The sequence below is a fragment of the Priestia abyssalis genome, from assembly GCF_002019595.1.
GTDB classification, from domain to species: Bacteria; Bacillota; Bacilli; order Bacillales; family Bacillaceae_H; genus Bacillus_BA; species Bacillus_BA abyssalis.
In genome coordinates this window covers 4,798,096-4,810,402 of sequence record NZ_KV917369.1, presented here as the reverse complement: position 1 = coordinate 4,810,402, position 12,307 = coordinate 4,798,096, and the positions used below count along the sequence as shown (strand labels likewise).

The window sequence follows — 12,307 nt, the reverse complement described above, 5'->3', positions numbered from 1 at the left end:
AAAGGAATTGAAGCAAGAAAGTCGAGATGCAATGATGTCTCGGCTTTTTCTATGCAATAGAAGAGGTGTGATTAACTGTGAAAAAATGTTACATAAATGCCGCGTCTTTAGCAAAACGTATTGCGTTCGTGGGAGAAAATGGCCTGGAACGTCTCTATTTAGAAGAGCAAAGCAAAGGACAGCAAATAGCCGGAAGCATTTATCTTGGACGTGTCATGAAAGTGTTGCCAGGCATGCAGGCTGCTTTTGTAGATATCGGTATGGGAAAGAACGGCTATCTCCATCGCAATGACCTCGTTTCCTTTCATCTCTCTTCATCTCCTTCTAAAGAACAGGACAGCATCTCGAAGTTCGTGAGAGAAGGGGAGGAAATCATCGTTCAAGTTGAAAAAGAAGGGATAGGAACGAAAGGGCCGAAACTGACTGCGATTATTGAATTTAGCGGAGAATATGTCGTTTATCTTCCACATGGAAATTATGTTGCGGTTTCAAAAAAAATGATGGATGAAGAAAGAGAGAAATGGCGGGCATTTGCGTTTGAACATCGCGGCGAAGGAGCGGGAATTGTGGTGAGGACATCGGCCGCAGAGGCATCCGAGGAAGATGTCTTGCAAGAATGGCAGATGTTGAAAAAGCTTTACGGGAAAGTGGTTCAGAAGAAAGGACGAGTCAAGGTACCTGCTCTTGTATATGAGCCGTATGACTTTATATTTAACACAATGGAAAAGGTTCTTCCAAAGGTGGGTGCATGCGAAGTATACATAGATGACCATCAAACGTATGAACAGTTCAAACAGAAAAAAATGAATCAGGACGGTACAGTCACCTATTATCGACAACGTGAAAACATTTTTCGTTTTTATGATATTGAACCGGAAATTGAGAAACTATTAAAGAAAATCGTATGGTTGAAAAATGGAGCGTACATCATTATTGAGCAAACAGAGGCAATGGTTGTCATTGATGTGAATACCGGGAAATTCTCAGGGAAAGCTTCTCAGCGCAACACCATTTTACAAACAAATCTAGAAGCGGCAAAGGAAATAGCCAATCAATTGAAGCTTCGAAATTTAGGCGGGATGATTTTAATTGACTTTATTAATATGAAGGAAAAAGAAGACCGGAAAATGGTCCAAGAAGCATTACAGGATCAAGTGAAAAATGATGAGACAAGAACGACTATAGTCGGTTTTACGGAATTGGGTATTTTACAGGTAACGCGCAAAAAAGTAAAGGAAAGCGTTGAAGCAGCTCTCACTGCATCATGTTCTGCCTGCGGAGGCACCGGAAGAGTATACAGTCCGGAAACGATTGCTTACAAAATTGAACGTGAGCTGTGGGAGCACCGCAGGATGGATGAAGAAGCGATATGGATAGAAACAACAGCTCCTGTCATCGCTGTATTAAAAAAGGATGGATTTTTACCGGCATTGGAAGAAATGCTGGGATTCAAAGTGTTCCTGACCCAGTGTCCTGATTGCCATAATTCGTATTCAATCCGTCATATTGGAAGCATCGAAATCATCCAAGAAAGAATTCGAAACAAATAATGGCTTATGAATTAAAGTTCAGTTCTTGGCTATGGCTATTAAGATTGACTCATTCTCTTTTGGAATAAACTCAAAAATTTCATATAAGAGGTTGACAAAATAAGTGACGGCGGGTGAAAAAACACCCGCCGTCACTTATTTTGGTGGTTGACATTTTATTCGGGTGTATAGTATGATTTTATTTGTTAGTTTGTAGCACCCGTGCTACAACCGCGCAGATCAGGTTTAAAGTTCTTGAAGAACACCTGTGATGGCGAGTCTGAGTTTATTGAGGAGGTGCAAATATGTACGCAATTATCGAAACTGGTGGTAAACAAATCCGTGTTGAAGAAGGTCAAGCTATCTACATCGAAAAGCTTGCTGCTGATCAAGGTGAAACAGTTACTTTCGACAAAGTTTTATTCGTAGGCGGCGACAACGTAAAAGTTGGTGCTCCTGTAGTTGAAGGTGCAACTGTAACTGCGAAAGTAGAAAAACAAGGCAAGGCGAAAAAAATCATCGTTTTCAAATATAAAGCGAAGAAAAACTATCGCCGTAAGCAAGGTCACCGTCAACCTTACACTAAAGTTGTAATTGAAAAAATCAACGCGTAAGGCGAAACTTTATGATTAAAGTGACCATTAACCGGAACGAACATAACGAGATAACGGCTTTTGAAATGAGCGGACATGCTGATTTTGCAAAGCGTGGTCAAGATATCGTTTGTGCCGGAGCATCTGCAGTTTCCTTCGGAACGGTAAATGCAATCATTGCACTATGTAAAATAACGCCGGAGATTGAGCAAGGCGGCGACGGAGGTTATCTTCGCTGCACGATTCCGACAAATATTGATTCGTCTGTATTTGAAAAGATTCAGCTGCTCCTTGAAGGCATGATTGTATCACTTCAAACGATTGAACGTGATTACGGAAAATATATTAAAATCCATATTAAATAGCAGGAGGTGGATCTCATGTTAAGATTAGACCTTCAGTTCTTCGCTTCTAAAAAAGGAGTAGGTTCTACAAAGAACGGTCGTGATTCTATCGCGAAACGTCTTGGCGCTAAACGTGCTGACGGCCAATTCGTATCTGGTGGTTCAATTTTATACCGTCAACGCGGTACTAAAATTTACCCTGGTACAAACGTAGGTCGTGGTGGTGACGATACTTTATACGCAAAAGTTGACGGTATCGTGAAATTCGAGCGCTTCGGTCGTGACCGCAAAAAAGTATCTGTATATCCTGTTGCACAAGAAGCATAAGGGATAAAAAGAAAACTCTAACCAGCTACGGTTAGAGTTTTCTTTTTGCATTGACTCTGTGAAAGAATGATGTTGATTTTTAGTGTTTTTGACTCATTTGTGCAAAATGGTTATTTATCCAGCTGCAAAAGCCAAACCGTACGGATGTTTCACTTCTTGCTGCGGAGTCAAAAAGCGACTCCTTCTCAGAAGCTCCAATATCCTATCGGTTTAAACGGGCTTTTTCCGCTTTTCTATTTTGCACGCTTTCAGCGAACGCTGAAAGTGAATGAAAATGAACACTAGGCTTTAACATAGTCTTTGCACCAGAATGTCAGAGATATTCCTTCCATTCGTTGTTTTGCAGAAAGTTCACTATTCGCAGGTAGAATCTGCTATAATTTTACTAACTATGACTGAAATGATTTTTCCTCAAAAAGTAAGGAGAAATCATGCGGTAACGCGTGATGCGGAATAAATGACGTCAAGAAAGTACTGCAATAGAGCGGCTTTTCAATGAAAAAAGAAGCAATCATTGTAGGCTCATGCTTGAGATAGAGAGTAGGAGTGCAAACATGGAGAAAGATTGGAATATTGTTCATATATTAAGCTGTGCCAGGCACGATTGGTTAAATCAAATTCAACTGATTAAAGGAAATATGGCATTGGATCGCTTTGACCGGGTGAAAGAAATCATCGAAGAAATCATTGCAGAAGCGGGACATGCATCCAGATTGACTAACACAAAGTTGAATTCGTTTGCCGAATATGTAATGACGTATAATTGGCGAAATACGCCTATTCAATTAGAGATTGAAGTACTCGGTGATGTAAAAGATTTATCATCCTATGATTTGGCACTTTTAACATGGACCCAAGCGTTTATCCACATGCTTGAAACGAATATTGACGGTACGTCCACCCATCATGTTAGTGTTTCCCTATTCATGGAAAGCGATTCGATTCGTTTCTTTTTTGACTTTAGTGGAATACTAACTACTAGTCAATCTATTGAAAATTGGTTGGAAGAAAACGAAGAACAATGGCCATTTAAACTAATTGAGAAGCATATTGCAAAAGAGGAATTTCATGTTGTATTGGAGCTTGTATAATCAACATACAACATAGATGAACGGAGTGAATCAAAAAATGTTTGTAGATCAGGTCAGAATTTATGTTAAAGGCGGCGACGGCGGAAATGGAATGGTTGCGTTCCGTCGTGAAAAGTATGTACCAAAAGGAGGACCAGCCGGAGGAGACGGTGGAAATGGCGCCGATGTCATTTTCGAAGTGGAAGAAGGCTTGCGTACTCTTATGGATTTCCGTTATAAGCGCCATTTTAAAGCACAGCGCGGGGAACATGGTATGTCCAAAGGTCAGCACGGGAAAAACGCAGAGCCGTTAATTGTAAAAGTTCCCCCAGGCACGGTTGTTAAAGACGAGGATACCGAAGAAGTCATTGCTGATTTAGTTGAACATGGGCAGCGAGCTGTCATCGCACGAGGCGGAAGAGGCGGAAGAGGAAATACTCGTTTTGCGACCCCGGCAAATCCAGCCCCTGAGATCGCAGAAAACGGTGAACCGGGAGAAGAACGTTATATTACAATGGAGCTGAAATTGCTTGCTGACGTTGGACTTGTCGGATTCCCGAGTGTAGGGAAATCTACATTGTTATCTGTTGTTTCGGCAGCTAAACCAAAAATTGCCGAATATCACTTTACGACCATCAACCCGAATTTGGGGGTAGTCGAAACAGAAGACGGGCGCAGCTTCGTCATGGCCGATTTACCCGGGTTAATTGAAGGCGCTCATCAAGGAGTAGGGCTTGGGCATCAATTTTTGCGTCATATCGAACGAACGAGAGTCATTGTTCATGTCATTGACATGTCTGGTATGGAAGGACGCGATCCTTACGAAGATTACGTCGCAATTAACGAAGAGCTTCGTCAATATAACTTGCGTTTAACAGAAAGACCGCAAATTGTCGTAGCCAACAAAATGGATATGCCGGAAGCGGAAGAAAATTTAGCTGTTTTCAAAGAGAAAATGAAAGATGATGTGCAGATTTTCCCGATTTCAGCATTGACACGCCAAGGTTTACGGGATTTATTATTTACAATTGTAGACTTAGTTGAAGCAACACCGGAGTTCCCTCTGCATGAAGAAGAAGATTTATCGACTCATCGCGTTGTATATAAACATCAAAAAGAAGCACCTAGTTTCTTTATTACAAGAGAAAGTGACGGTTCATTTGTTCTTTCTGGTGATAAAATTGAGAAATTGTTCAAGATGACGAACTTCTCCCGCGATGAATCCATTCGCCGCTTCTCTCGCCAGCTGCGAAGCATGGGAGTGGATGAAGCGCTGCGTGAGCGAGGTGCGCAAGATGGAGATATCATTAGATTAATGGAGTACGAATTCGAATTTATCGAGTAATCGTCAGACAGGGCCAGGGGAGGAGCTTGGATTGGATAAAAAGGATCAACAGTTTTACTTGGTACGTGAGGATGTATTGCCTGAAGCCATGCAAAAAACGCTTCAGGCAAAGCGATTGATTGAACGCGGGAAGGTTGATTCCATTGCTGATGCCGTACAAATGGTTGATTTGAGCCGTAGTGCCTTTTATAAATATCGAGATACGGTGTTTCCGTTTCATACGATGGTGAAGGAACGGATCATTACGCTTTTTTTTCACTTGGAAGACCGCTCTGGGACATTGTCGCACCTTTTGGGTATTGTCGCTTCAGCAGGATGCAATGTACTGACGATCCATCAAACGATCCCGCTTCAAGGAAGAGCGAATGTCACGTTATCACTTGATGTTTCAGGAATTCAACTGGAACTGAACGGACTCTTATCAAGGTTGAAAAGTATGGATTTTGTCGAAAAAGTCGAAGTATTAGGTTCAGGTGCTTAAGAAAGAGAAAAGGCAGGAGAGAGCAAAGTGGGGAAAGCAGGCTATTTAGGACCAAAAGCAACATTTACACATTTAGCCGTTCAAGCGATTTTGCCTCAACTGGAGCATATTCCGTATTACACCATCCCGGCTTGCATTGATGCAGTAGCGAACGGAGAGATTGAGTACGGGGTTGTCCCGGTAGAAAACGCGCTTGAAGGCTCTGTAAACTTAACATGGGATTATGTGATTCATGAAAAAAGATTGCCGATTGTAGGAGAAATCGTTACACCCATTCGCCAGCATCTAATGGTTCATCCTAATCATGCAAAGCGATGGAAAGAGGTTGAAATGATTTATTCTCATTCTCATGCAATTGCGCAATGTCATAAATTTTTGCATGGGCAATTTTCGAATGTACCGCTAGAAGATACGACATCGACTGCATTTGCAGCAAAATATGTGAAGGAGCATCCTGAGCGTATGATTGCGGCTATTGCAAATGAACTGGCGGCGAAAGAGTATGGTTTAACGATTGTGCAAGAAGATATACACGATTATGATCATAATACAACGAAATTTGTTGTGCTGCACCGCCAAGGAACATCTCTTCCTGTGGATTTTGGGAACATCACAAACTACAAAACGACATTGATGGTGACGCTCCCTTCTGATCAAGCAGGGGCTCTTCACCAAGTGTTATCCGCATTTTCATGGAGGCAGCTGAATTTGTCCAAAATCGAATCCTGCCCAATGAAAACGGGATTAGGGAATTATTTCTTTATTTTAGACATCAATCAGTCATTGGACGAGGTGTTGATTCCGGGTGCCATTGCTGAATTAGAGGCTCTGGGGTGCGCCGTCTACATACTGGGCAGCTATCCTTGCTTTAGCACGGATTAATGAAAAAGGGCTGAAAAACGAAATTTTCGTTTTTCAGCCCTTTTTAGAAGGCAAGAAATATAATTTTCGACTAGTACTGGTGTCTAGCTCCAGCGCCTAGCTCAGCACGGGAAAAGATGATTGCCCAAGTGTATACGGGGTCAATCCCTATTTCCTTAGGCTCACAGGATGTGAGTCATGCCGACGTTGGCGATTGACGTGGCAATCGTAGTCGGCCTTCTTTGACCAAGGCGCTTACGCTTGTCTTAGCTTTCTACTAAAAAACCGGCATCGTCTAGTGCCTGGCAGGCATCGTCCAGCTTAGCGGGAGAATCCGCTTCAATCGTATGTAAATGAATTCCTTCCGTTAGCTGTGACAAAAAGGAGGCATTTGTTTCTTTTACTTTATTTAAAAACTCTGTAACCTCCTTTCTTGTACGTACCATAATGGAAGCGGTCAGCTCCCCATATACAGGATGTTCGACAATGACATCCTTCACGACGACTCCATGATCGACAAGCAGATTAAGTTCGTCGACTGTTTGCTCTGGCTTATGATGGCAGACGATGAGCCGCTGAAACAATGGCTGTTCATGTTTCTTTTGCATATATACATATCCCTGGCTTGTAGCAATGATTGGTTCATTACGCGCCTTTAAAAGTGAGATATCCTGCACGATAATTTGCCGGCTGACATTCGTTCTTTTTGACAGCTCACTTCCTGTAAGGGGAGACCCTTCGGATTGAAGCCATGATAATATTAATTCCCTTCTTTTTTCCCCTAACACTTTTTTTTGATTTTCTTTCATAATTCACGCTCCCTACTCAGTCACACAATGAAATTCTCCAATCACTTCCTGCAGCACACGAAAAAGATGTTTTAAGTCATTATAAGAGGTGTTGGCTCCAAAAGAAATGCGGATGAACTGTTTTGCTTCTTCCTCTGATTTCCCGATTGCTGTCATCGTAGCGGAAGGGTGCTGGAGTCCGACTTGGCAAGCACTTCCTGTTGAAATGGCGATTTCATGACGATTACATTGTAGCATAACATACTGTCCTTGAATGTGATGAATGGTCATTCCGATAAGAGAAGGCACACTTTGCTCCGGGTCTCCCTCTATTGTAACAAAATTTTTTAGAGGATCGAGCAACGTCAGCCACTGAGCTTTTAATTGTTCATGAAGCTGTCTATGTTCGTCCATTTTTGCATAGGCTTCTTGGGCGGCAGTAATAAACGACACAACACCGGGTACATCGATTGTTCCTGGACGAAATCCATTTTGATGAGAAGCGTTTTTGTAGAACGGTTTCCATGGAATAGAAGGATTGATATAAACAGCGCCCACTCCTTTTGGGCCATAAATCTTATGGCTTGAAACGGAGAGACTGTCTACTCTATATGCTTGCACATCGATCGGCAGCTTTCCGAAAGATTGAACACAATCACAATGAAAACGAATGTTTTGTTCTTTCAGGAAGTGCCCGATTTCTTGAATGGGCTGAATCGTTCCTATTTCGTGATTGACATGCTGGATAGAAACAAGGGCTGTTTCTGGTGTGACTGCTTTTTTTACCTCTCCAAGGGAGACGCTTCCCTGATTGTTCACCGGTAAATAAGTTACTGTAAACCCCTCTTCCTCCAGTTGCTTGCATAGATTGAGAATGGAAGAATGTTCAATCGATGTTGTAATAATATGGCGTTTAGATGAATCACATCCTCCCAATAAAGAGCGGATTGCAAGATAATTGGCTTCCGTTCCCCCGCTTGTAAAGTAAACGCCATTTTCATCCCCATTGATAAAATGAGCAAATTGTTGTTGGCAAGCAGCTAAGAGATCATTAGCACTTGTACCGATATCATGCAAACTGCTTGTGTTTCCAAAAAAACGAGATGCGGTTTTCATATAGGCTTCCATTGCCTGTTCACTCATAGGAGTCGTGGCGGCGTAGTCCAAGTAAATCATATTCTTCACTCCTTTAAGAGGATGTTCAAAAAGTCCGGGAAAAATGACCGTCGAATTTCGGCGTCAGCTTGTCTCTCCGCTACTCACGTATTAACAGCATACGCTCCGTTGCTCGAGACGGCGCTTCCTTGAACTTCTCGGTCCTTTTTGTCCTCCTTTTGAACTCTTATTTTAGGTCGAAAGATGAAAAAAATCTTGTAATTAATTTAATAATATGTAAATATAGGTGTCAAGACAAGTGTAAACTTTTAGGGGGGTGAAGTCATGTATGTATATGATGTATTAATTGTTGGAAGCGGACTTGCTGCTCGGATGGTCGCTCATTCTCTTCCTAAAGGGAAACATATCGCGATGTTGACAAAGCACTCTAAATGGTCGAGTAATTCCATGCTTGCGCAAGGAGGAGTGGCTGCTGTTTTCAGCAAGGAAGATCATTGGTCATCCCACTATTCTGATACGATAACGGCAGGCTGTGAACATAACGATGAACAGGCGGTTGAATATTTAGTAAGGAGAGGGCCCCAGCTCATCAATGAACTGATCCGGTCGGGAATGCGGTTTGACTGCAATGAACAAAATGAAGTGCTGCTGGGTCAAGAAGGGGCTCATACTTATAGACGCATTTTGCATGCGGGCGGAGACGCGACAGGAAAAGCCCTTGTTTCTTTCCTCTACCAAAAAACGGAACATCGTGTAGATATGATGGAATATGAAACGGTACAAGAATTGATTATAGAAAACGGGCGATGTATTGGTGTTCGGACACAAGATGAGAAAGGACATATTTCTGCTCGTTACGCTCAGCATGTTGTATTGGCAACTGGAGGATGCGGCAGTCTTTATCCGTATACATCAAACACGGATGGAGCAATAGGAGAGGGATTGTCACTTGCTTATCGAGCAGGTGCGGAGCTTGCTGATTTGGAATTTATACAATTTCATCCGACACTGCTTGTAAAAAACGGGTGTGCAGTGGGACTCGTTTCAGAAGCGGTAAGGGGAGAAGGAGCCGTTCTTGTTACGGGGCAAGGGGAACGGATAATGAAAGGAGTTCATGAATTAGAGGATTTGGCGCCAAGAGACGTTGTTTCAAGAGAGATTTACAGGCGAATGTTCCAAGGAGAACAAATCTTTTTAATGATCAAGAACGTGAATGATTTCACAAATCGTTTTCCGACTATCACTGATTTATGCGAAAAAAATGGGGTGGATTTAGATCGGTATTTAATCCCGGTTATGCCCGGTGCTCATTTTCATATGGGAGGGATCAAAGTCAATATGTATGGCGAAACGAGTATCCCCCGCTTATATGCAGTCGGTGAAGCTGCTTGTACAGGTGTGCATGGAGCGAACCGGCTAGCAAGTAATTCTTTATTAGAAGGGTTGGTATTTGGAGAGCTTGCGGCTAAAAAAATGGCTGAAAAGCCGGATGATCCCATTTTTCCCGGAGCCTTCTCTGCTTCTTTACAGCAAGTTTCACTGTCAATGCCTTCTAAGCGGGACATTCAGGAATTAATGATGAGCTGTGTAGGAATTGTGAGAAATGCGTCATCCTTAAAGAGAATGGTCCGTTTATTAGAAGAAAGATTGGATCAGGTAGAAGAAAATATATGGAGATACGACCGGGAGACGATAAAGCGGATTCATATGACAACGGCGGCTTATTTAATTTCAAAATCGGCATTTGAACGAGAAGAAAGCCGAGGATCCCATTTTCGCAGTGATTTTCCGGTGTCCTTACCGCGATGGGAGAAGAAGCAGCTTATTCAAGAACGTATGAATCGTAAAGTGAACGTCATAGGGGGATGAAGATAAATGAATCGATTAAAAGTCAAGCAGTTGCTGGAACAGTTTTTTCTGGAAGATATAGGTGACCGCGATGTGACAAGTACATGTTTGTTTTCAGAGCTTGACATGGGCCGAGCTGAATTTCGTGTTAAAGAAGATGGTGTGGCAGCAGGGCTTTGTGTAATTGAAGAAGGATATCGGCTTTTGGATCCTGCCATCAAAATTGAGTGGTATAAACGTGACGGAGAAACCGTCAAAGCGGGTGAAATAATTGCGGCTGTTCATGGAAAGCTAGCGTCGATTCTTTCGGGGGAACGGGTCATTTTAAATTTGCTGCAACGAATGAGCGGGATTGCAACGTTAACGAATAAAGCGGTCCAAGCATTAGATGGATCACATACACAAATATGTGATACGCGCAAAACGACACCGGGCCTTCGAATGTTTGAAAAGTATGCCGTGCGATGCGGTGGAGGAGCGAACCACCGTTACGGTTTATATGATGGCGTCATGTTGAAAGACAATCATATTGCTTATGCGGGTTCTATCAAGAGCGCTGTCTGGTCGATTCGTGAAAAAACCGGCCATATGATGAAAGTGGAAGTAGAAATTGAAACAAAAGAGCAGCTAGTGGAAGCCATCGAGGCGAAAGCAGATGTTATTATGTTTGATAATTGTTCACCTGACCGTATTAAAGATTGGATTGAACTTGTTCCGCCGTTCATCGTGACAGAGGCGTCAGGAGGAATTGGATTGGAGCAGCTTGCTGAGTATGGAAAAACAGGAGTGGATTATATTTCATTAGGAATGCTCACACATTCAGTCAAAAGCTTGGATATCAGTTTAGACATACAGATGTAAAACGAAGGGAGAAGGGGTTTTATGTTATCAATTTTAAATCAAGCGGCTGCTAATACGATGCCGCAGAAATATAAAGAAATGAGCGAAGAAGAATTAAAAGGGAGAGCGGCTGCAATTAAAGAGAAGCTGGGCCGGAAGCTCTTTATTTTAGGTCATCATTATCAAAAAGACGAGGTCATTCAGTTCGCTGATGCTACAGGGGACTCCCTGCAGTTGGCTCAAGTGGCTGCCAAACAGAAAGATGCTGAATTCATCGTGTTTTGCGGGGTTCACTTTATGGCGGAAACAGCAGATATTTTAGCGGAGACCCATCAAAAGGTAATCTTACCCGATATGCGTGCAGGCTGTTCGATGGCCGATATGGCCAATATCAATCAAACAGAAAGGGCTTGGGAAAAATTACAGCAAATTTTCGGTGATACAATGCTGCCTTTGACATATGTTAATTCCACAGCGGAAATCAAAGCATTCGTCGGAAGAAACGGAGGAGCAACAGTGACTTCCTCCAATGCTAAAAAAATGGTTGAATGGGCATTTGCACAAAAAGAGCTTCTCTTTTTCTTGCCCGACCAGCATCTTGGCCGTAATACGGCGTATGATATCGGCATTCCTTTAGAACAAATGGCAGTTTGGGATCCGATTGCAGAGAAATTGGAATTTGAAGGAAATGTAAAAGATGTAAAAGTCATTCTGTGGAAAGGTCACTGTTCCGTTCATGAAAATTTTACGGTAGCGAATGTACAGGATGTTCGCAAACAGCATCCAGATATGAACATCATTGTTCACCCGGAGTGTCGCCGCGAAGTAGTGGGGCTGTCTGATTACGCAGGATCGACTAAGTACATCATTGATAAGATTACGGAAGCTCCTGCCGGTTCGAAATGGGCAATTGGGACAGAAATGAACTTAGTCAAACGATTAATAAATCAGCATTCTGATAAAGAAATCATTTCGCTCAATCCTCATATGTGTCCATGTTTAACGATGAACAGAATCGATTTACCTCATCTTGTGTGGGCACTTGAATCAGTCGATCAAGGAAAGGTAATTAATCAAATCACGGTCCCTCAGCAAATAGCGGCGGAAGCGGTCCAAGCTTTGCAGCGAATGTTTTAAGTCGAACCTTCAATCGGTGAGTACCCTC

General features: G+C 42.5%; 13 protein-coding genes and 1 other annotated feature. Of the genes, 11 read left to right on the top strand and 2 right to left on the bottom strand.

The features are described from left to right. The first annotated feature begins 77 nt into the window (after positions 1-77). The 8 genes from BK575_RS23045 to pheA all read left to right on the top strand — a co-directional run bounded on the left by BK575_RS23045 (position 78) and on the right by pheA (position 6,571). Positions 78-1,550 (top strand): Rne/Rng family ribonuclease, encoded by a 1,473-nt coding sequence (locus BK575_RS23045; protein ID WP_078413912.1) that lies wholly within the window; start codon positions 78-80, stop codon positions 1,548-1,550. 198 nt (positions 1,551-1,748) lie between these two features. Further along, positions 1,749-1,821: a sequence feature (ribosomal protein L21 leader region), on the top strand. Between the two features lie 13 nt (positions 1,822-1,834). Further along, positions 1,835-2,143, top strand: coding sequence for a 50S ribosomal protein L21 (gene rplU / locus BK575_RS23040; RefSeq protein ID WP_078413911.1), 309 nt, complete (start codon positions 1,835-1,837; stop codon positions 2,141-2,143). An 11-nt stretch (positions 2,144-2,154) separates the two neighbouring features. Next, complete coding sequence (locus BK575_RS23035; RefSeq protein ID WP_078413910.1) at positions 2,155-2,487, top strand: ribosomal-processing cysteine protease Prp; 333 nt, start codon at positions 2,155-2,157, stop codon at positions 2,485-2,487. A 15-nt stretch (positions 2,488-2,502) separates the two neighbouring features. Then, complete coding sequence (rpmA, locus tag BK575_RS23030) at positions 2,503-2,793, top strand: 50S ribosomal protein L27 (RefSeq protein ID WP_028395039.1); 291 nt, start codon at positions 2,503-2,505, stop codon at positions 2,791-2,793. Between the two features lie 554 nt (positions 2,794-3,347). Further along, positions 3,348-3,884, top strand: a complete 537-nt coding sequence (locus tag BK575_RS23020) for a Spo0B C-terminal domain-containing protein (RefSeq protein WP_169907958.1) — start codon at positions 3,348-3,350, stop codon at positions 3,882-3,884. 37 nt (positions 3,885-3,921) lie between these two features. Then, positions 3,922-5,208, top strand: a complete 1,287-nt coding sequence (obgE, locus tag BK575_RS23015) for a GTPase ObgE (RefSeq protein ID WP_078413907.1) — start codon at positions 3,922-3,924, stop codon at positions 5,206-5,208. Positions 5,209-5,239: 31 nt separating this feature from the next. Continuing rightward, positions 5,240-5,689 carry an ACT domain-containing protein gene (locus BK575_RS23010; protein WP_078413906.1) on the top strand — a complete coding sequence of 150 codons (450 nt, stop codon included), beginning with the start codon at positions 5,240-5,242 and terminating at the stop codon, positions 5,687-5,689. A gap of 27 nt (positions 5,690-5,716) precedes the next feature. Next, on the top strand, positions 5,717-6,571 hold the full coding sequence (pheA, locus tag BK575_RS23005) for a prephenate dehydratase (RefSeq protein ID WP_078413905.1): 855 nt from the start codon (positions 5,717-5,719) through the stop codon (positions 6,569-6,571). A 245-nt stretch (positions 6,572-6,816) separates the two neighbouring features. Here the strand turns inward: pheA and BK575_RS23000 are convergent, their stop codons facing one another. Both BK575_RS23000 and BK575_RS22995 read right to left on the bottom strand, forming a co-directional pair. Continuing rightward, positions 6,817-7,359, bottom strand: coding sequence for a transcription repressor NadR (locus tag BK575_RS23000; protein WP_078413904.1), 543 nt, complete (start codon positions 7,357-7,359; stop codon positions 6,817-6,819). A 12-nt stretch (positions 7,360-7,371) separates the two neighbouring features. Next, positions 7,372-8,514 carry an IscS subfamily cysteine desulfurase gene (locus tag BK575_RS22995; protein WP_078413903.1) on the bottom strand — a complete coding sequence of 381 codons (1,143 nt, stop codon included), beginning with the start codon at positions 8,512-8,514 and terminating at the stop codon, positions 7,372-7,374. Positions 8,515-8,778: 264 nt separating this feature from the next. Here BK575_RS22995 and nadB point away from each other — a divergent pair, with 264 nt between their 5' ends. Genes nadB through nadA form a run of 3 tightly spaced genes read left to right on the top strand, consistent with a single transcriptional unit; the run spans position 8,779 to position 12,279 of the window. After that, positions 8,779-10,323, top strand: coding sequence for an L-aspartate oxidase (gene nadB, locus BK575_RS22990; RefSeq protein WP_078413902.1), 1,545 nt, complete (start codon positions 8,779-8,781; stop codon positions 10,321-10,323). A gap of 6 nt (positions 10,324-10,329) precedes the next feature. After that, entirely contained in the window at positions 10,330-11,163 is an 834-nt protein-coding gene (gene nadC / locus BK575_RS22985) for a carboxylating nicotinate-nucleotide diphosphorylase (RefSeq protein WP_078413901.1), read from the top strand. Positions 11,164-11,184: 21 nt separating this feature from the next. Beyond that, positions 11,185-12,279, top strand: coding sequence for a quinolinate synthase NadA (nadA, locus tag BK575_RS22980; RefSeq protein WP_078413900.1), 1,095 nt, complete (start codon positions 11,185-11,187; stop codon positions 12,277-12,279). Positions 12,280-12,307: the final 28 nt, after the last annotated feature.